Annotated in this window: 17 protein-coding genes; 10 read left to right on the top strand and 7 right to left on the bottom strand. The window is 41.3% G+C overall.

Annotated elements, in window-relative coordinates; all coding sequences use genetic code 11:
* Window positions 1–90: 90 nt before the first annotated feature.
* Window positions 91–2,910, bottom strand: coding sequence for a carbamoyl-phosphate synthase large subunit (gene carB, locus H8B21_RS18935; protein WP_190315406.1), 2,820 nt, complete (start codon window positions 2,908–2,910; stop codon window positions 91–93).
* 356 nt (window positions 2,911–3,266) lie between these two features.
* Between carB and H8B21_RS18930 the strand changes: the two genes are divergently transcribed.
* The 4 genes from H8B21_RS18930 (at window position 3,267) to lipA (ending at window position 9,885) form a co-directional block, all read left to right on the top strand.
* Window positions 3,267–3,767, top strand: a complete 501-nt coding sequence (locus tag H8B21_RS18930; protein WP_190315405.1) for a hypothetical protein — start codon at window positions 3,267–3,269, stop codon at window positions 3,765–3,767.
* Between the two features lie 257 nt (window positions 3,768–4,024).
* Window positions 4,025–7,111: a SusC/RagA family TonB-linked outer membrane protein gene (locus H8B21_RS18925; protein ID WP_190315404.1), complete on the top strand. Its 3,087-nt coding sequence runs from the start codon at window positions 4,025–4,027 to the stop codon at window positions 7,109–7,111.
* 16 nt (window positions 7,112–7,127) lie between these two features.
* Complete coding sequence (locus tag H8B21_RS18920) at window positions 7,128–8,840, top strand: RagB/SusD family nutrient uptake outer membrane protein (protein ID WP_190315403.1); 1,713 nt, start codon at window positions 7,128–7,130, stop codon at window positions 8,838–8,840.
* Between the two features lie 163 nt (window positions 8,841–9,003).
* A complete protein-coding gene (gene lipA / locus H8B21_RS18915) occupies window positions 9,004–9,885 on the top strand; it encodes a lipoyl synthase (protein ID WP_190315402.1) in 882 nt (293 codons plus the stop codon).
* A 9-nt stretch (window positions 9,886–9,894) separates the two neighbouring features.
* On the opposite strand, the gene H8B21_RS18910 is transcribed toward lipA, so the two are convergent.
* Window positions 9,895–11,544, bottom strand: a complete 1,650-nt coding sequence (locus tag H8B21_RS18910; protein ID WP_190315401.1) for an amidohydrolase — start codon at window positions 11,542–11,544, stop codon at window positions 9,895–9,897.
* 97 nt (window positions 11,545–11,641) lie between these two features.
* Window positions 11,642–12,052, bottom strand: coding sequence for a BrxA/BrxB family bacilliredoxin (locus H8B21_RS18905; protein WP_190315435.1), 411 nt, complete (start codon window positions 12,050–12,052; stop codon window positions 11,642–11,644).
* Window positions 12,053–12,253: 201 nt separating this feature from the next.
* Between H8B21_RS18905 and ahcY the strand changes: the two genes are divergently transcribed.
* Window positions 12,254–13,570 carry an adenosylhomocysteinase gene (gene ahcY / locus H8B21_RS18900; protein WP_190315400.1) on the top strand — a complete coding sequence of 439 codons (1,317 nt, stop codon included), beginning with the start codon at window positions 12,254–12,256 and terminating at the stop codon, window positions 13,568–13,570.
* 45 nt (window positions 13,571–13,615) lie between these two features.
* Here the strand turns inward: ahcY and H8B21_RS18895 are convergent, their stop codons facing one another.
* The 3 genes from H8B21_RS18895 to upp all read right to left on the bottom strand — a co-directional run bounded on the left by H8B21_RS18895 (window position 13,616) and on the right by upp (window position 15,404).
* On the bottom strand, window positions 13,616–14,128 hold the full coding sequence (locus H8B21_RS18895; protein WP_380906604.1) for an AAA family ATPase: 513 nt from the start codon (window positions 14,126–14,128) through the stop codon (window positions 13,616–13,618).
* 74 nt (window positions 14,129–14,202) lie between these two features.
* Entirely contained in the window at window positions 14,203–14,676 is a 474-nt protein-coding gene (locus H8B21_RS18890) for a ribonuclease H-like YkuK family protein (RefSeq protein WP_190315398.1), read from the bottom strand.
* A gap of 83 nt (window positions 14,677–14,759) precedes the next feature.
* Window positions 14,760–15,404 (bottom strand): uracil phosphoribosyltransferase, encoded by a 645-nt coding sequence (gene upp / locus H8B21_RS18885; protein WP_190315397.1) that lies wholly within the window; start codon window positions 15,402–15,404, stop codon window positions 14,760–14,762.
* An 81-nt stretch (window positions 15,405–15,485) separates the two neighbouring features.
* On the opposite strand from upp, the gene uvrB reads away from it, so the two are divergent.
* The gene (gene uvrB, locus H8B21_RS18880) at window positions 15,486–17,528 is read left to right on the top strand and encodes an excinuclease ABC subunit UvrB (RefSeq protein WP_190315396.1); all 2,043 of its coding nucleotides are present in this window, start codon (window positions 15,486–15,488) and stop codon (window positions 17,526–17,528) included.
* Between the two features lie 16 nt (window positions 17,529–17,544).
* Here uvrB and H8B21_RS18875 read toward each other — a convergent pair whose 3' ends face one another.
* The gene (locus H8B21_RS18875; protein ID WP_190315395.1) at window positions 17,545–17,970 is read right to left on the bottom strand and encodes a hypothetical protein; all 426 of its coding nucleotides are present in this window, start codon (window positions 17,968–17,970) and stop codon (window positions 17,545–17,547) included.
* Between the two features lie 139 nt (window positions 17,971–18,109).
* Here H8B21_RS18875 and proB point away from each other — a divergent pair, with 139 nt between their 5' ends.
* From proB to H8B21_RS18855, 4 genes are all read left to right on the top strand, one after another.
* Window positions 18,110–19,144: a glutamate 5-kinase gene (proB, locus tag H8B21_RS18870; RefSeq protein ID WP_190315394.1), complete on the top strand. Its 1,035-nt coding sequence runs from the start codon at window positions 18,110–18,112 to the stop codon at window positions 19,142–19,144.
* A gap of 46 nt (window positions 19,145–19,190) precedes the next feature.
* Window positions 19,191–20,444, top strand: a complete 1,254-nt coding sequence (locus H8B21_RS18865; RefSeq protein WP_223815143.1) for a glutamate-5-semialdehyde dehydrogenase — start codon at window positions 19,191–19,193, stop codon at window positions 20,442–20,444.
* A complete protein-coding gene (locus tag H8B21_RS18860) occupies window positions 20,444–20,848 on the top strand; it encodes a hypothetical protein (RefSeq protein WP_190315393.1) in 405 nt (134 codons plus the stop codon). The genes H8B21_RS18865 and H8B21_RS18860 overlap by 1 nt, the downstream gene beginning before the upstream one ends.
* A gap of 87 nt (window positions 20,849–20,935) precedes the next feature.
* Window positions 20,936–21,571 (top strand): peroxiredoxin, encoded by a 636-nt coding sequence (locus H8B21_RS18855; protein ID WP_190315392.1) that lies wholly within the window; start codon window positions 20,936–20,938, stop codon window positions 21,569–21,571.
* The last annotated feature ends 5 nt before the right edge of the window (window positions 21,572–21,576 follow it).

Below are 21,576 nucleotides of genomic sequence, written 5' to 3'. Positions count from 1 at the left end.
GTAAAAAATCCCGTTATCAAAAACGGGATTTTTTTACTTGTAATTACACCAATGATTCATAAAAATCGGATCGCATTGATGCGCAGTATATTACTGTGCATTCAAGAACATCGACTTTTTATTGTAGAGTTCTCTAAAGTAAGGATCTTGTAAATCTTTGATAAAACGTATAGCCTCTCCTGTAGATTTCATTTCAGGCCCTAATTGTTTATCAACCTCCGGGAATTTGCTAAAAGAGAATACAGGTTCCTTAATGGCATATCCCTTCAACTTACGTTCGATTTGAAAGTCTTTCAATTTATTAACACCTAACATGACTTTTGTGGCGATGTTGATATAAGGTACATCATAAGCTTTAGCGATGAAAGGAACGGTGCGGGATGCACGTGGGTTCGCTTCAATCACATAAACATCTTCTCCCTTCACTGCAAATTGAATATTCAACAAGCCTCGTACATTTAAAGCTTTCGCTAAGCGAATGGAATATTCTTCCATTTTTTGCTGTACATTTTCGGATAAGCTAAATGGAGGGAGCACAGCTGAAGAGTCACCCGAGTGAATACCAGCCGGCTCAATATGTTCCATCATACCGATAATGTGGACGTCTTCACCATCACATATAGAATCAGACTCTGCCTCTTCGGCACGGTCAAGGAAATGGTCGATCAAGATTTGATTTCCGGGTAAGTTTTTCAATAGATTAACTACCGCTTTTTCCAAATCCTCGTCGTTGATGACGATGCTCATTCCTTGGCCCCCCAATACATATGAAGGACGTACCAGTACAGGATATCCTACTTCACTTGCTACTTTTAATGCTTCCTCTGCAGAAGTGGCAACACCATATTTTGGATAAGGAATATTTAGCTCTTTCAAAAGATCCGAAAAACGACCACGGTCTTCTGCTAAGTCCATGTCTTCAAATGAAGTGCCGATAATTTTCACACCAAGTGCTTGCAAGCGTTCAGCCATCTTCAATGCCGTTTGGCCACCTAATTGCACAATAACACCTTCTGGTTTTTCCAACTCGATAATTTCACGGACATGTTCCCAGAACACTGGTTCGAAATAAAGTTTATCTGCCATGTTAAAGTCTGTAGAAACCGTTTCCGGGTTACAGTTTACCATAATGGATTCATAGCCCGCCTCTTTAGCAGCAATTAATCCATGGACACAAGAGTAATCGAATTCAATTCCCTGGCCGATACGGTTGGGACCAGAACCTAATACGATGATTTTCTTCTTGTCGGAAACCACTGATTCGTTTTCGTCCTCAAAAGTAGAATAATAGTAAGGTGTATGTGCTGGGAATTCTGCAGCACAAGTATCTACCATTTTATAAACCCGATTGATGCCTAATTCTTTTCGGCGAGCATAAACATCATCTTCACTTACATTACCAAGCAACCAGGAAATTTGCAAGTCAGAATAACCTTTTTGTTTCAACGTTAGGAAGAAATCACGAGGGATATTGTTCAGTTGATATCTGCGTAATTCCGTTTCAAGTTGTACTAATTCTTGAATTTGTACTAAAAACCATTTGTCGATGCGTGTTACTTTACGGATGGACTCCAAAGGAACACCAAGTTCAAAAGCATCTTTGATATGGAATACACGGTCAGCACTAGGATGCTCCAAGCTATGCATGATTTCCTCTAAGTTGCGTAACTGACGTCCGTCAGCACCCAATCCGCCGCGATTTGTTTCAAGGGATTGACAAGCTTTTTGTAAAGCTTCTATAAATGTACGACCAATCGCCATGACCTCGCCTACAGCTTTCATCTGTAGACCTAGCTCTTTATTGGCTCCTTTAAATTTGTCAAAATTAAAACGTGGAATCTTAACGATAACATAGTCTAATGTGGGCTCAAAGTACGCTGATGTCGTCTTGGTAATTTGATTTTGAAGTTCGTCCAAATTATATCCGATGGCAAGCTTGGCTGCAATTTTTGCGATTGGATAACCAGTCGCTTTTGACGCTAGTGCAGAAGAGCGCGATACACGAGGGTTGATCTCAATAGCAATGATGTCTTCATTTTCAGGATTCACAGAAAACTGTACATTGCATCCCCCAGCAAAGTTTCCGATAGAGCGCATCATGCGGATGGCTTGATTACGCATATCTTGATAACATTTGTCGCTCAATGTCATCCCAGGTGCCACCGTGATAGAATCACCTGTATGGATGCCCATTGGATCAAAGTTTTCAATTGTACAGATGATGATAACATTGTCGTTGCTGTCGCGTAACAACTCCAACTCAAACTCTTTCCAGCCTAATACAGCCTGTTCTACCAATACTTCGTGTGTAGGAGAAGCGTGTAAACCTCTGTTTAGAGCAGCGTCAAACTCTTCTTTCCTGTGGACAAACCCTCCACCTGTGCCCGCTAATGTATAAGATGGGCGGATAACAAGTGGAAAGCCTATTTCTTGTGCAGCTTCTTTACCTTCCAAAAAAGAGTTAGCAATCTTAGAATTGGCAACTCCCACACCGATATCTACCATTAGCTGACGAAACTCCTCACGGTTTTCCGTTTTTTCGATAGCGGCGACGTCCACCCCTATAACTTTTATATTGTATTTTTCCCAAAGACCAATATTAGACGCTTCTATACATAGGTTTAATGCTGTCTGTCCGCCCATAGTTGGTAGCACGGCATCGATTTGTTGCTCTTGGAGGATCTTCTCTATACTCTCGCAGGTAAGAGGTAACAAGTAAACATGGTCTGCAATAACCTTATCGGTCATAATCGTAGCAGGATTCGAATTGATAATGGACACTTTGATACCTTCTTCCTTTAAAGAAAGAGCAGCTTGTGATCCCGAGTAATCAAATTCACAGGCTTGACCGATAACAATGGGTCCTGAACCAATAATTAAAACGGAGTTAATGGAGGTGTTTCTAGGCATTATTTCTCTTGTTCAAAAAATTAATTATCAATTTGTTGTGTTTGACAAAAGCAACGAAAAATGCCTTAGAGGAGAGTATTCCGACTGCTTTGTCGGAGTGCAAAGTTACATTTTTTTTGATAAAAAATAGGCTTTTTTAAAAAACTAATTTTTTCAGCACATTAATATCTTTTCATCCTCATTGCTTGCTTTTTATTCTTCCATCCAAAATAGTTGTTTGCCGCAATTTTTTGTCCATTGGTGACATTTTGGTCTTGCTTCTAATAGCTATGATTTTTATCTAAAAACATTAATGGAACGGTTTTTGATATTGAGAATCGATAATAAGAATTAGTATTTAATAAAATTAAAAGATTATGAAGAAAATTACTTTAGCTTTTGTTGCAGTATTATTTGCTGCTGGTGCCTTTGCGCAAGATTACAAAAACTCAATCGGTATCCGTTTAGGAAGTGGAAACTACGACGTCGCGGCGGTAGCATTTAAAACATTTATTTCACAGCCCGGAGCGTTAGAGTTTGACTTAGGATTTAATTCGGAGAAAGCCGGTGGAGTGAAGTGGACAAATGTGGCATTATCTGGTGCTTATCAACATCATTTTCCTATTGCTAACATCGAAGGCTTTAAATGGTTTGTAGGTGGTGGAGCTATCTTGTCTAATACATTTATCAATGTTGATGGTGTAGATGGCGGTTTCAACATGGGGATTTTCCCAACAGGCGGCGTTGACTACAAATTGAAAAATGCACCTTTTGCTTTTTCAGCAGATATTCGTCCAACTTTTCATATCGTAAACGGATATGATTACTATAGCGGTTTTTATGCCAATGGTGGTTTAACTGCTCGTTATACATTCTAAGAAAAAACAAAACTCAATTAACAAGAAAAGAGACCCTATTTGGGTCTCTTTTCTTGTTTTTAATTTTCTCAAAAAATACGGCAATAGTTGTTGTTACATTATATCTGACCGCAATCGTTTGTGTTATCTTGTGCAATCGTTTTCGTTGTGTTTACCATATTATTTTCTTTTGTTTAGTTTAAATTGCAACCGTTGTATTGTCATAGTCTGACATTATATATTGAACATAAACAAACAAAAACATTGAAAAGTATTTTATGGTAAAGAGATTTACAAATCCCTCTTTTTTCGGTAAAAGCTTAAGGTTGGCATCGGTTTTGGCGTTGGGTACACTTGCTTCGGCAAGTTTTTCATTTGCCAAAGAATCGAATGTCTATGCCTCCGCTTTTTATCAACAAACGGTAACCGGTAGTGTTACATCAACAAATGGTCCTGTCGCAGGTGTCACGGTATCGTTGTCCAGTAATCCTTCAACATCGACACAAACAGACGAAAACGGAAATTTTTCTATTGAATCGAAGAACGGTGACATACTTGTATTTTCTGCTATAGGATATGATCCCTATACAGCAGTTGTTGAAGGGAATACATTGCAAGTGGTGTTGCAAGAAAGCGATCAAGCGCTGGAAGAAGTAGTTGTGACAGGATATTCTACACAAAAAAGAGAAAGTCTTACGGGATCGTTGCAGGTAGTGACAGGTGATGAGTTGCGTGACATTACCACTCCTTCGGTAGAAAATATGTTGAGTGCAAAAGCTCCAGGTGTACAGGTAACACCGGGTTCGGCACAGCCTGGACAAAGAGGTGCTGTCGTTATTCGTGGTCAGGCAACATTAAGTGGAACTACGGAACCATTGTGGGTTATCGATGGCGTAATTGTCGGATCCGAACCGGGAGATATAAATCCGGATGATATTGAATCGATGACTGTATTAAAAGATGCGGCTTCTACAGCTATCTACGGTTCACAGGGAGCGAATGGTGTTATCGTCATAACAACCAAAAATCCAAAAGTTGGAAAAACAACCGTAAACTATTCTACCCGGATGGGATTCAATAAGCTGAATAACGGTAATGTTAGGATGATGAACGGAGCGGAATTATATGATTATTACAGCTCTTTTGAGAATGTGGGCGACATATCTTTTCCGCGTTGGAACAGCGAGTTACGTAATAGTAATTTCGACTGGTGGAATCTCGCAACAAAAACCGGGTTTACCCAAAATCACAATCTAACGGTGCAGGGCGGAACCGAAACATTACAGTCGTTTCTATCCTTAGGATATTATGATGAACAAGGTTCTGTGAAAGGATACGACTTTGATCGCTACAATGTCCGTTTCAGACAAGTATATAAACCGCTGGAATGGTTGACCATTAAGCCTTCGATCGTTGGTGCGCGCCGTGGCGTCGAAGACCGTCAATATTCGGTATCAGCCATGTATAGCCGATTTCCGTGGGACAGTCCTTTCGACCAAAATGGCAACTTGGTGCCACATCGTTACAATGGTTGGGTCAACAACTCGGAAACCAATTATTTGTATGACCTGCAGTGGAATCACTCGGCGAATACGAACTACGAATTTATGGGTAACTTTGATTTCGATATCAAGCTAACCGATTGGTTAACGTTTTCTTCTGTTAACAATTATCGTTACAATACGTACTCCAATGCAGGTTATGAGGATCCACGTTCGAACGCAGGGACCGGTGTGGTAGGCCGTTTAACGGATTACCGATTCGAATACGCGCGACGTTATACAAACCAGATTCTTCGTGCCAATAAAACTTGGGACAAACATACGGTGAGTGGTTTATTAGCTTATGAATTTAACGATTACAGCTCCAAAACATTGGATGTTTATGGAATTGGCATCATTCCTGGATTTGAAGTAATGGATGCTGTTACTTCACCGGAACGTGCACGCGGCGCGCGTAACGAATGGGCGGTTCAATCGTTCCTATCCGATGTGCATTATGCTTACGATAATAAATACATGGCGCAACTTTCTTTCCGTAGGGATGGTGCGTCCAATTTTGGTGATAATGCGAAATATGGAAATTTCTTCTCCATCAGTGGAGCTTGGAATATGCATTATGAAGATTGGTTCAACGCCGATTGGGTCAATGCTTTAAAAATCCGGGCAGCTTATGGTTCCGTGGGAAATCGTCCTAGTGCTTTATATCCGCAATACGATCTTTACTCCGTAGAGCAAGGCTCTGGCTACAATGGTAGACCGGGGGCGTTGATTAGCCAAAAAGGAAACCGGGACTTGACCTGGGAAAAAACCTATACAGCCGGCGCCGGTGTGGATGCAACGTTTTTAAATAACCGTTTGCGGACAACCTTTGATTTTTATGTGAAAGATACGGACAATGTGCTATATCAAGTGCCGGTCACAGGTACTGTTGGTATTACGAGTATGTGGCGGAATATCGGAGCCATGCGTAATACGGGATTTGAGGTCGCTATCGGTGGAGATATTATTCAGAATGATGATTGGAACTGGAGTGTAGATTTAAATATCGGGCATAACAAGAACCGGTTGACACAGCTTTTTGAAACAAGAGGTGATGATGGAACTTTTGCGGTAAGACCGGTGATCGTAGGCGACGGATCAAATATAGCCGGATCTGCTCAGCGCGTCTTGGAACCAGGTCGTCCGGTAGATACCTACTATATGCGCGAATGGGCCGGTGTAAATCCGGAAAATGGAGCACCGATGTGGTATCTGATTAGCGTAGACGAAGAGGGTAATGAAGTCCGTTCTACGACATCCAATTATTCGGCAGCATCATTGACGACTATTGGAAAAGCCGCACCGGATCTATACGGAGGGCTCTCCACCGCATTAAAATACAGACAATTTGATTTAGGAGCAGTTTTTGGTTATTCTATTGGTGGGAAAATTTATAATTATTCCCGCCAGGAATATGATTCAGATGGTACCTATACCGACCGTAACCAAATGAAATTGATGCCTGGCTGGAGTCGTTGGGAAAAACCAGGAGACAATGCTACGCACCCTATTGCAAAATATGGCAATACCGATCAAGGAAATCAGGTGTCTTCCCGTTATTTAGAAGATAATGATTTCTTGCGTCTGCGCTCCTTAACTTTAGGATATAATTTCAAACTAGAGCAATATAACATCCGCAACCTACGGATATTCTTTACTGGAGAAAACTTGTTCACGGTAACGAACTATTCGGGTGTGGATCCGGAAATTCCGTTGACCCCTGTGGATGGAAGACGTCAAGGAGGTGATTTAACGAACTCGGCCAGCCCATCCGTTTATCCGGCTGTCCGTCGGTTTATGTTCGGGCTCAATGTTTCATTTTAAAAAATTGATAATTAACATGAAGAAAAAGATATTTATAGCCTTATTGACAGCTGCTAGCTTTGCGTCTTGTGATATTGATCGCGCACCCTATGGCTCGATGGATGCCGATGACATTATGAATGACCCAGATACCTATATGGAATCCATGATTAACGGAGCTTATGGACAATTGAAAGCTTGGTCCGATCCTATGCATCGTGCAGGTGAATATGCCGGCGATAACATAGCTATTCGTGGTACTTCTACCGATGCATTTTTTGAGTTTATAAGCTACAATCGTACGCCAAATAATGGCCGTCTGAACCAGTTTTGGAATGCCGGATATAAGGCTATCGCACAAACGTCCAATGTAATTAATATGTTTGAAGAAGGACAGAGTGACGAAATTGATAACCGCTTGGGTGAATGCTATTATATACGGGGATTGATGTATTTCTATTTTGTGAGAGCCTACGGTCGTCCTTACTACGACAATCCCCAGACAAATTTGGGGATGCCTATTGTGAACGGTACACCTGAAGATATTCCGGGCTTAGAATTAGATGACCGTGTGAGTGTTGCGGAAACCTACGAGCATATTATCGCTGATCTGGAGAAAGCAGAAGAATTGTTGACGATCGATAATGGACCGGTTTATGCTTCTAGAGGAGCTGTTTACGCCTTGTTATCCCGTGTGTATGTGTATATGAGCGGCACCTATGAAGCGCCTAATACGCAATATGCACAGTTGGCTGTAGATTATGCGGATAAAGTTATTAATTCGGGAGATTATTCGCTGCTGCCACGGGAGCGGTTTATGCAATACAATACCTACACACCGGAGAATAATCCGGAGACTATTTTTGCTGTAAAGCGAATAGCATCAGAGTTTTCGGGCGATGATCATTTCTATGGTGTCGGCGGTATGTACGCCAATATCGGTGGTCAAGGCTGGGGTGAAATGTATGCCAGCGCGAAGTATATCGACCTGCTGAATGAAACCGGACGAAACGACTGGCGAGAGGAAAAGTATAATATAGTGGATGCTCGTGCCGCCTTCATTGCACCAACTTATAGCCAAGATGCCAATACAGGGAACTATACGGAGGTTTTCCGTTTTATACGGAGAGGAAATACATTGACTTATGCGCAAGCAACGGTAACGCGGAGCGGAAGTACCATTACCTGTAGAGATGGTGATAATACATATACCTTAACACCGGTGAATGCTGAGCAAGAAATTTATAGGATTAACCACGCGGATGGCAATATCTATACAGGTGTATTAGATAACTTTATCACGGTAAACAACGGATTGCCGCAGTTTTTTATTACGAAAGCTTCTCGTGAAGGAGAAGAATCACATTTGCACTCTCCGGTTATCAGCAGATTAGGCGAAGTTTATTTAAACCGTGCGGAAGCATATGCAAAGCTAGGGAATTATGGTGCTGCTCTGGCTGATTTAAATGAGATACGTACGCGTTCCATCGTGGATGGAGCTTACAGTTCCCTTAATGCTTCCAACGCGAGTAGCTTAATTGATAAAGAGCGTCAGTTGGAATTGGCTTTCCAGGCTGAGCGTAGTTACGATGTGTACCGTAATGGTGGAACCTTGACGCGTCATTATCCGGGGGCTCATAATCAAACTTTAGAGGTGGGACCTAGGGATTTCCGAGTAGTTTATTATATCCCACAAGATGCTATAAACGCTTATCCAGGTAAGTTGACACAAAATCCTACCTCTAATTAATGACTTAACGTCGTAATATTATCAGTATAATATATGAACAGGCTTTACGATTTTGTAAAGCCTGTTTTTGTTTTTTCGGTTCAAAAATTTTATCGTAAAACATGGGAAAAGACTGACAATCCGCCCGCCCCTTTTTTAGGAGAATAATGTGTAACTTTGTGACATGATTGAACTACCTGTAATTTCAGCAGCTGAAACACAACGTAAACCAGATTGGTTGCGTGTGAAGTTACCTGTGGGTAAAGAATACCGTCATGTACGAGGCCTAGTGGATGAGCATAAATTGCATACCATATGTGAGAGTGGAAACTGTCCGAATATGGGGGAATGTTGGGGGGCCGGTACGGCGACTTTCATGATATTAGGAAACATTTGTACACGCTCTTGTTCGTTCTGTGCAGTAGCAACAGGTCGTCCTATGGCGGTAGATACCGATGAACCGAATCGCGTAGCAACGTCAGTTAAGCTGATGCAGGTAAAGCATTGTGTGATTACATCAGTGGATCGTGACGATTTAAAAGACGGAGGTTCCACAATATGGGCGGAAACGGTTAACGCCATACGCCGGGAGAGTCCGGAAACCACCTTGGAGACGTTAATTCCCGATTTCAAGGGGCAATGGGATAATCTTGACCGTGTTTTAGCCGTACGTCCAGAAGTCGTTTCCCATAATTTGGAAACTGTACGGAGGCTAACACGTGAGGTACGGATTCAAGCAAAATATGATCGTTCGTTGGAATGCCTACGTCGTATATCCGAAGCGGGTTTGCGGACCAAATCTGGTATTATGCTTGGTTTTGGAGAAACAGAGGAGGATGTTGTTGAAGCGATGCAAGATTTATACAACGTAGGTGTGCATATTCTTACGGTGGGACAATATCTGCAACCAACAAAAGCCCATCACCCTGTAGTGGAATGGATTACGCCTGCTCAATTTGAAAAGTATAAGCAAATAGGCTTGGACATGGGCTTTAAATATGTCGAGTCCGGACCTCTAGTGCGTTCATCCTACCATGCTGAAAAGCACCTGTTTGATATGCAGTAAATTCAACGATTATTCTCTCAAAAATACGGTTTCTCCTGCAATTACAGTACGTAACGTTTTTACATAACGTAGCTGATTGTCAGGAGCCGTCATGATATCTTCATCCAATATAACAAAATCAGCATCTTTTCCGCGTTCAATACTACCGCGTTTCTTTTCCTGAAAACAGGAGAAAGCTGCCCATATCGTCATTCCCCGTAGTGCTTGTTCTCTTGTTATAGCGTTTTCCATTTGAAAACCACCAGCTGGAAATCCATTTTTATCGACACGGGCCACCGCGGCATGAAACCCAAATAGCGGGTTGAAATGCTCTACAGGAAAATCACTGCCCAACGCCAGCTTTCCGTATTGTTTTAATAATGTATTATAAGCATAAGCACCTTTGATCCGTTCAGTACCCAAACGGTTTTCAGCCCAATACATGTCGGAAGTCGCATGTGTAGGTTGGACAGATGGGATAATATGAAATTGGGCAAATTTTGAAAAATCAGAAGGAGATACTACTTGAGCATGCTCAATTCTCCACCGTCTTTTTTTTCCATCCTTTAAATATTTACCGTAGATATCCAATACTAATCTATTGGTAGAATCTCCGATAGCGTGTGTACTGATCTGGAAAGGGGTTCTGGCAATCCTTCTGATAACATCATCCAGTTCTTTTGGATTTTGCAAAAGAAATCCCTGTGAGAGCGAGTCGTCGCTATAAGGCTCAAGTAAGCATGCGCCACGTGAGCCTAATGCACCATCAGCCATAAGCTTTACAGAGCGGATGGTTAAACGCTCGGATTCATAAATACCCTCCCGGATATAACGCTCAATATCGCGAGCGCTTCCACCGATCATCGCATAATTTCTTATTTTCAAGGAATCCTGCTGATAGAATTTCTTAAGGTGTTCTAATTCTTCCAGAGAAAGTCCTGCTTCTACGATTGAGGTTAATCCCACAGAAAATAAGGAGTCTTGTGCTTTACGTAGGCCTACTAATAAATGATGTTCCTCCGGTACAGGGATGTGACGGGAAACTAATTCCATAGCGTTATCTATTAATATACCCGTGAAGTTACCTAAGCTGTCAACAGCCATCAGACCTCCTGGGACAGGACGGGTAGTGTCCAATTGTGCTATATGCAATGCTTGGCTGTTTACTAAAGCAGTATGATAATCGACACGGGAAAGAAAAACAGGCGTTTCGGGAAAATATTTATCCAAACTGTCTTTGGTAGGAAAGCTTTTGTCTTCCCATAAATTCTGATCCCATCCACTCCCAATAATCCATCGTTTATCCGGATTTTCTTTTTGATACGCGATGAGCTTTTTGATTATTTCGTCATAAGATTTTGTACCATTAAGATTGACCCGCTCCAACATATCTGCCAACATTAAGAAATGAGCATGCGCATCGTAAAATCCAGGATATATTGTTTTTCCTTCCGCATTAATAATTTCTTTTGCCACATATTTACTTTGAATTTCTTCCGAAGTACCCATGTCGACAAATACTCCCCCTTTTATAGCAAATGCTTCTTTTTGGGAAAACACGGAGTCTACCGTGTAAACCTTTGCATTATAAACGATAAGATCGACTTCTTTATTGGTCGTGCACTGAACCGTAAAGAAACCTATAGCAATAAGCAATAAGATGGAGTAAAATAGTTTCATTGAGACAAGGTGTGGCTTCATTTTATTATACATTACAAAAAAAGCTCTCCGATAAAACACAGGAGAGCCTTTTTATTCAAAAATCAAAATGTAATGACTAGCAGTACTCGTCGAAAGCCGCAATAAGGTTATCTGCAATGATTTGTGCAGGTCGTCCTTCAATCATGTGTCTTTCGATCATGTGTACCAACTTACCATCTTTGAACAAGGCCATCGCTGGTGAAGAAGGAGGATACGGAAGCATGTACTCCCGTGCTTTATCCACTGCGTCTTTTTCCATACCAGCAAAAACAGTTACCAATTTATTAGGTTTTTTACCATTTTCTACCGCATAGCGTGCAGCAGGACGTGCATTTGCTGCAGCACATCCACAAACTGAATTGACAACTACGAATACAGTCCCTTCGGAAGGAATCGCTGTGTCTACTTCTTGTACTGTTTTTAATTCCTCAAATCCTGCGTCGACCAACTCTTGGCGCATAGGAGCTACTAAATATTCCGGATACATCTCTCTCTTTAAGTAAAAATTATCTAAAAATAAACTCTCCGCCAACTGGCGGATTGGTTAAAAGCAAAGATAATGCATTATCCGTCTCCAATCAAGATATTATCCTCAAGATAATGTCAGATTAAAAGAATAATATGCCTATGTTTTTGATTTGAATTGGGTATCAGCTATTTTTGTATTTCCATAAAAAAATAGAATAATATGTCAACAGTTGAAACAGCGTACGTTCCTTACAAAGTAAAAGACATTTCTTTGGCGGAGTGGGGACGAAAAGAAATAGAATTGGCGGAAGCCGAGATGCCAGGTTTGATGAGCCTACGCAAAGAATACGGAGCTTCTAAACCATTAAAAGGTGCTCGAATTGCGGGTTGTTTGCACATGACGATACAAACAGCTGTATTGATAGAGACGTTAGTGGAATTAGGTGCGGAAGTGAGCTGGTCGTCGTGTAATATCTTTTCTACGCAAGATCATGCTGCCGCTGCTATTGCTGCTGCAGGCATTCCCGTATATGCATGGAAAGGATTAACTGAAGAAGAGTTTAATTGGTGTATCGAGCAAACTCTATTTTTCGGAGAAGAGCGTAAGCCATTAAACATGATCTTAGACGATGGTGGAGATTTGACGAATATGGTATTCGACAAATTTCCCGAGCTAATCGATGAAATCAAAGGACTATCTGAAGAGACAACTACGGGCGTTCACCGTCTTTATGAACGATATAAAAAAGGTACATTGCACTTACCGGCAATTAATGTAAACGACTCAGTGACGAAGTCTAAATTTGATAATAAATACGGCTGCCGCGAGTCATTAGTGGATGCAATTCGTCGTGCAACCGACTTGATGTTGGCCGGAAAAGTTGCGGTCGTAGCGGGCTATGGTGATGTGGGCAAGGGATCTGCGGAATCATTGCGTTCGGCAGGCGTGCGTGTTATCGTAACGGAAATTGATCCGATTTGTGCATTGCAGGCCGCAATGGAAGGATATGAAGTGAAGAAAATGGCTGATGCGGTGAAAGAAGCCAATATTGTCGTGACGACGACCGGCAATAAAGACATTATTCGTGCGGAGCACTTTAAAGCAATGAAAGACAAAACAGTTGTGTGTAATATCGGACACTTTGATAATGAAATTGATGTCGCTTGGTTAAATAACAGTTACGGCGATACAAAAGTGGAGATAAAGCCGCAAGTGGACAAGTATACGGTAGATGGGAAAGACATTATCTTGCTTGCAGAAGGTCGTTTGGTGAATTTGGGATGCGCAACCGGCCATCCGTCTTTTGTGATGTCCAATTCATTCACAAACCAAACGTTAGCACAGATTGAGTTGTGGACAAACAACGGTCAATACGAGAAAAAAGTATACACGCTTCCGAAGCATTTAGATGAAAAAGTGGCGCGTTTGCACTTGGCACATATCGGCGTGGAGCTGGATACGCTAACAGAGGAACAAGCCGATTATATCGGTGTGACGGTAGACGGGCCTTATAAACCCGAAGCATATCGTTATTAAGAAAGAGAGTGAAATAAAAACCTGTCGAACATCCGACAGGTTTTTTTATAAATCAATAGCATTTACACCATTTTTTAGTCTTTCATCACCTATTCCCGAAATAATTTTATACGAAGCATCCAATGCTTCCAATTCTTTTTTCCAAACATGCATGAAATGTTCTCGTTGTTGAGGAAAATCCCGTAACGGGTCATCTTCCCACGGAAGGTCAATATCCATAAGTAAATAAAAATCGTACTTCCTGGATTTGATTTCGTCGGTTACTTCTTCGGGGGTACCACCAAAAAGATGGTCGCACCAGATTTTTACGGTTAGCATGGTGGTATCGCAAACAAGTACATTATTTTTTGCTAGGTGGATCAATGCATCTTCCAGAGCGACCTGTCCATAGAACATATTCACCTCATCCTGTAACGTATATTGTCTGTCGAGATTCCTGCAATAATATCGGGCATACTCCGGTACACATACTGTTCCGAGAACCTGTGCGAGATGCTGCGCCATCGTTGATTTTCCGGTAGATTCCGGCCCTACGATGGCGATTTTTTTCAGTGCAATATCAACCAAAGTATAATCGTTTTTACAATTATACTAAAACCTGCCGAAAGAGTACCAATCGATTCTAAAATTGACTATTGTACCATTTTATTGGCACAATTCGTACTGGCGAATGACTCCGGCTTGGCACGGAATTGAAATCCCATACCCATGATGTACCCCATGGCTTCTTTTAGCGCAATATTGGATTCGAAACTGGGATTGGTGTTGATGTCTGCGTGCACTTCAAGGTCGATATGATATTGGTCAAGAAGTGGACATAATTGGTAGGCGATATCAATGGATTTTTGGACTTCGGTAAGCATGCGTTCTTTAATGCTTAGCCGACGGATGATTTTGTCGCGGTTGATGAACATAAAACCACCTTTGTGTTCGCGTAGAAAAACGATGACGGTAGCAAATTCGACTATTCCTCGCTTTACTTGAGAATCGGTGCCTATATATACTTTTAGCTTGTTACCGAGGTAAGTTTCCCTTTTGATGATTTCTTCAACAGCATCGTTGATGGGCGTGTGGATTTTTTCGCCATTGTATTTTTGCCAAACCATAGTTTATGAGATTTATGAATGAATTTAGTGTTGTATTGTTCATTATATGTTAATTTCGTTTTATCTTTTTGTTATCTGTTACACTATTCTTTGTTGCCATAAGCCAAATCCCCTGCATCACCTAATCCGGGAACAATATAGGATTTCGACGTCATTTCGTTATCTACGTCGCCTACCCAAAGGTGTGCCTCGGGAAGGAAAGCACGTACATGCTGAAGTCCCTCCTCGGAAGCAATGACGACCGCTATATGAAGCTCTTTAATGTTGTATTCAGCCAATAGATCTTTACAACAAAGTACCAAGCTTCGCCCAGTTGCCAGCATGGGATCGGCCATGATGAGGGTTCTGTCATCGAGATTAGGCGTATTGACATATTTTTTATATACTTCCATTTCTCCACTCTTTTTGGTATGTCTGTACGCTGCAAAAAATGCGCTATCGGCACGATCAAATACATTTAGCATGCCTTGATGGAAAGGCAAACCTGCCCGCATGATGGTCGCTAATACAGGCTGTTCCTGCAAAACTTGATGAGAAGCTTCTCCCAAAGGTGTTTGGACGGTCACAGGTTCATAATCCAGTGTTTTACTTATCTCATAGGCGATAACCTCTCCCAAACGTTCCAAGTTTTTTCGAAAGCGCATGCGGTCTTGTTGTATGTTGATATCTCGCAATTCCACTAAATAGTGGTTGGCGATACTATTTTCTTTGGTCAGGATTGTTACCATAACGTTATATTTGATATCAGCAATTTAGCAAATTAAGTGCCTTTTTCCTAACTTTATATTTCCATAAACGGAAGATTTTTAATGAAATTCAAATTAACATCAGAATACAAGCCTACGGGAGACCAGCCACAGGCGATCAAAGAATTAGTAGCAGGGATACAGCAGGGAGATCAATATCAGACATTATTAGGTGTAACGGGTTCGGGAAAGACATTTACGGTAGCAAACGTCATACAGGAAACACAGCGCCCCACACTTATTTTAAGCCATAATAAGACACTGGCCGCACAACTTTACGGGGAATTTAAGCAGTTTTTTCCGGAAAACTCCGTCAACTATTTTGTATCTTACTACGACTATTATCAACCTGAAGCATTTATTGCGTCATCGAATACCTATATCGAAAAGGATCTGGCTATCAACGAAGAAATCGAAAAATTACGTCTGGCAACAACCTCTGCATTGATGTCGGGGCGTCGAGATGTGATTGTCGTCTCTTCTGTATCCTGTATATATGGTATGGGAAATCCGGATGATTTCTCGCGTTCCATTTTTCGCTTTTCTGTAGGCATTACGATCAGCCGAAATGCATTTTTACATCGTTTGGTGGAAATACTCTATGCCCGAACAACAAGCGATTTTAAACGGGGAACGTTTCGGGTAAAAGGAGATATCGTGGATGTGTATCCCGCTTATTTGGATAATGCTTTCCGAATCTCGTTCTTTGGTGACGAAATCGATGAACTTAGTGAAATTGATCCTGTCTCGGGACAAACGATTTCCAGAATGGAGGATATAGCTTTATTTCCCGCCAATCTCTTCGTAACCCCTAAAGAGAAATTTACACAGTCTATTTGGGCGATACAAGAAGAATTAGAGCAGCGAAAAGCACAATTGGAAGGCGATGGTAAATTGTTGGAAGCTAAACGCCTGGAGGAACGGGTGAACTACGACTTGGAAATGATGCGGGAATTGGGCTATTGTTCTGGAATTGAAAACTATTCCCGTTTTTTTGACGGACGCCAAGCAGGTATGCGACCATTCTGTTTATTGGATTATTTTCCAGACGATTATCTGTTGGTTATTGATGAAAGCCATGTTACGTTGCCCCAGCTACGCGCCATGTATGGTGGCGACCGCTCACGTAAGATTTCCTTAGTCGAGCACGGATTTCGATTACCTGCAGCATTAGATAATCGACCGCTTAACTTCCCAGAGTTTGAATCATTGACGAACCAAACTGTTTACGTTTCGGCAACTCCCGGTGACTATGAATTGCAACAAACGGAAGGTGTCGTCGTAGAACAGGTTATTCGTCCTACTGGTTTGTTAGATCCGATCATTGAGGTGCACCCGGCTATTAATCAGGTTGACGATTTCTTGGAAGAAGTGGATAAGACAATCAAAGAGGGAGGACGTGTATTAGCGACCACATTGACCAAGCGTATGGCGGAAGAGCTAACTAAATATATGAGCCGATTGAATATTAAAGTACGTTATATCCACTCGGAAATAAAGACACTGGAACGTGTGGAAATCTTGCGTGGCTTGCGATTGGGTGAGTTTGATGTATTGGTAGGCGTGAATCTCTTGCGTGAAGGATTGGATTTGCCGGAGGTAACGTTGGTTGCGATCTTAGATGCAGATAAAGAAGGATTTCTCCGTTCAGAACGTTCATTGATTCAAACCATCGGTCGAGCGGCTCGTAACGATAGAGGGCGTGTTATAATGTACGCTGATCAAATGACAGAGAGTATGCGAGTGACTATCGACGAGACGAACCGACGCAGGGAGAAACAGATCGCTTATAATGAAGAACATGGAATCGTGCCACGAACAGTAGGTAAAACACGCCAAGAGATACTAGAGCAGACTTCAGTGGCGGATTTCAGACCAGGTGAAGCGAAAGCTTATGTAGAGCCTGATCCTACAACACTAATAGCGGCTGATCCAGTGATGGAATATCTAGGGGATAAAGAAATGAAAAAAGCTATTGATAATGTACGCAAAAAAATGGAAAAAGCGGCAAAGGAAATGGATTTTTTGGAAGCTGCCAAGCTGCGTGACGAAATGTTCGCCATGGAGAAGCTTTATAAGGAACGATTTGGAGAAGAAATAAAATAAAATAAAAAGCTTTACTTTATTTCTTCTCTTCATAGAGAACTTCCTCTTGATGGACCAACGACCAACAGTGGTTTTCTTCTATCAACTTGTAATGTTTATTGGCGTATAAATGGGGAGCAACACTATCCAATAATATACTCTCATCTTCTTCCTTTATGAAAAGCTCTGCCTTTTGCTTAATGGAATCCATCAAAACGAAAGTAGCGGTTTCAAAATTCGTTGACGTGTCCGTAACGTTCATGGTAATAGTACCTTCCCAAGGGCGGATACATTCTTCTTTGACTTTTGACCAAGTATAGCCTGCAGCAATAAGACAACCGTGTTTATCTTTTGTTCCACCGATAGGCGGGAGAGAAGAAGAACTGTCATTAGGTATGTCTTTCTGAACGGAACCTTGACAAGAAAGCATAAATGAAACCAATATGAGTGCGACGTACTTCATTATATTTTTTCTTTTAAAAAGAAGATGTCCATAAACCATACCAAAGTGTGATTTAAAATAATTTGTTCCGACAAAAATCCTTATTACATTTACATTTCTTTAAACAAATAGTTTTGATTTTGTCAAATTGTTAAAATAAATGAAGAAACCTGTATTGGTCATAAAATTTGGTTCGGCTGCGATTACAACCAAAGATGGAGATGTAGATGAACGTATCGTGTTGGAAATTGCACGGCAGACGGCCCAGTTGCAATCGAAATACAATATCGTTCTGGTATCATCGGGTGCTGTCGCGGCTGGAAAAAAATATTTAAAGAATTATGATGGAAGCTTGTCGGCGCGGAAGGCTGCAGCGGCTATTGGAAATCCATTACTTGTCCGTACATATAGCACGTACTTTAAACCTTTTAATATTGCATTGGCGCAAAGTTTATGTGAAAGACAGCATTTTGCGAATAGAGCACAGTTTCTTCAACTAAAGGATACGTATCAAGAACTTTGGAAGAACAATATTATTCCTATTGCTAACGAAAACGATGTGGTGAGTAATAAGGAACTCAAATTCTCGGACAATGATGAGCTTGCAACATTGATAGCGGTTGGGTTTGGTGCAGAACAACTATTGTTCAGCACGTCTGTTCCGGGGGTTTTGGATACTAAAGGGAAAGTGATTTCACAAATATCGATGATTGATAAAGACGTGTTTTCATTTGTGAAAAAAGAAAAATCAGCTGTCGGTTTAGGAGGGATGACCTCCAAACTCAATTTTGCCAGGTTAGCAAATCAAATGGGCATTCAGACCGTTATCTTCAGCATGCAAACGGAGGATGGAATCTTAAAAGCGGTAAAAGGTGAGACAGGAACGGTTTGTTTACCCCAGAAAAAAAAGGTATCTTCGAGGAACAAGTGGCTTGCAACGGGTAGCCTCATCAAAGCACTGGTGCAGGTTGATGAAGGAGCAGCAAACGCCATTCAAAATCGTAAAAGCCTGTTGGCTGTGGGTGTAGTGGCCATCAATCAAGCCTTGGAGACAGGTGAGGTTTTCCAGATAGCTAATGAAAAAGGAGTGGTGTTTGCTGTGGCGAAATCAAAAATCGATGTCATGGACGTGGAATCAATTCACAAGAAAAAGAATGTCGCGATAGCGCATGCAGATGATATTGTGTTGTTGTGATTTATATTTATTTGTAACATATAATAAAAAGGAAAGGGATTTTTAGATGATGAAGGAAAGTATACAGGAAGAGTTAAAGGCTGCTCATGAAGCTACCATCGCGGTTAAACGTTTGACTGATAGTGCGAAGCAGCAGTTGCTGAAAGATATTGCCAGTTCACTAGAACAGCGTGTAGATGATATTATTCGGGAGAATAAGAAAGACTTGGAGCGCATGGATCGGGAAGATCCACGATATGATAGATTATTGTTGGATAAAGATCGAATTTTGGCATTATCAGCCAGTCTGATCGACGTTGCAAATCTCCCTGATCCAACAGGGGCATTGATTTCTCGCAAGGAACTAGAGAATGGTTTGTTAGTCGAGAAGAAAACTGTTCCGCTGGGAGTAGTCGGCGTGATTTATGAATCCAGACCAAATGTAACGGTAGACGTAGCGGCATTGTGTATACGATCCGGAAATGTTTGTGTGTTGCGAGGAGGATCGGATGCTTGGTTTACGAATAGCGTGTTGGTGGAAATTATACAAGAAGAATTACGCAGACATAATTTAAATGTACATATCGTGCAATTGTTGCCGACGGATAGAGCGTTTGTGAGTGAGCTGCTTTCTGCTACCCAATATGTAGACATCATTATACCAAGAGGATCACAGGCACTCATTGATTTAGTCCGCGAACAGGCAAAAGTTCCTGTAATCGAAACAGGAGCTGGCGTATGCCACACGTATGTGGAGCGAACAGGCGACTTGGAGAAAGCTGCAAAAATTATAGCGAATGCCAAAATACAGCGACCATCCGTATGTAATGCGTTGGATACTGTTTTGGTTGATAGAGAAGTAGCAAAAGAGCTTCTGGACAAAGTTGTACCGTATTTTGAAGAAAGTAGTGTGAAAATCTATGCCGATGAAGCTGCTTTTTCTATTTTAAAAGAACTCGGCTATCCATTGTTGGAATTAGCTAAGGAAGAAGACTTCGGCCGAGAGTTTCTATCATTGCAGTGTTCGATCAAAGTGGTAGAGAATTTTGACGAGGCCTTGACACATATCGCTGAGCATTCTTCCAAACATTCAGAATGTATTGTTTCAACAGATTCCGAACGCATCAATACCTACATGGAAACGGTAGATGCGGCTGCAGTTTATACGAATGCCTCTACGCGATTCACCGATGGCGGTGCTTTTGGACTTGGAGCTGAAATAGGTATCTCTACACAGAAGCTCCATGCGAGGGGACCTTTCGCTTTAGAGAAATTGGTAACGGAGAAATGGTATATTACGGGCGATGGGCAGACTAGATAATGGGCATTAGATACGAGAAAGATACGATCCTGAATTGGATTAATGAGATGGGCAAGTTTCTGCGCCTGCTCGTTGATAAATATGAAGCTTTTGATGAACCGACTGAGCCTGCGGTTATAGAAGAAGGTTACCATAAGTTTTTTGGAAAGCAAAGAGACTGGTTAATAGGTCTTTCTCAAGATGAACTTTTAACGTACGTGGAACAGGAGTTGGAAACGGAGCAAATTCGCCCGTTAGCGTTACTCTTTCTACGTGATGCATTACTGTCTCCAGCGGATGAAACACAACAGCAACTATTATACAAGTCGAAATTTCTGTTGGAGCACGTGTCGCAGAAATTGGCGAGTTTCTCCTTTGAAGATTACGGGAATCTGACACTTATTAATGAAAGATTACAGAAATGAGATGCGGTATCATTTTGAAAACTCAAATAATCTACTAAATTTGTAGAGAATAAAAATGTTTATTAAAAACCTTTAAAATTTTAAGATATGAGTTTACGATTAGGTGATGTTGCTCCAAACTTTCAAGCGGAGACATCCATAGGAAAAATTGACTTTTATGAGTATATCGGCGATGGCTGGGCGGTTTTGTATTCACACCCCTCAGATTACACACCTGTATGTACCACTGAACTTGGACGTACTGCACAGTTGAAATCAGAATTTGAAAAAAGAAACACGAAGGTATTAGCATTAAGTGTTGATTCAGTAGAAGATCATCTTGGCTGGATTAAAGATATCAACGAGACACAAAATTGTGAAGTAGATTTTCCTATTATTGCGGATAAAGACCGTAAGGTAGCGGAATTATATGATATGATTCATCCCAATGCGTCTGCTACAGCAACGGTACGTTCCGTATTTGTTATCGGTCCGGACAAGAAAATTAAATTGACATTAACTTATCCAGCTTCTACAGGTCGAAATTTCTTTGAGATTTTACGTGTGATTGATTCGCTTCAATTAACAGATCAATATTCTGTAGCAACACCTGCTGACTGGAAAGACGGCGAAGATGTCATTGTCGTTCCTGCAATAAAAACAGAAGATATTCCAGCTAAATTTCCAAAAGGCTACACGGAAGTAAAACCTTACTTGCGTGTTACACCGCAACCGAATAAATAAAAAGA

Origin of the sequence: Sphingobacterium chuzhouense (assembly GCF_014692525.1) — a bacterium.
GTDB classification, from domain to species: domain Bacteria; phylum Bacteroidota; class Bacteroidia; order Sphingobacteriales; family Sphingobacteriaceae; genus Sphingobacterium; species Sphingobacterium chuzhouense.
This window is presented reverse-complemented; position numbering and strand designations above follow the sequence as displayed.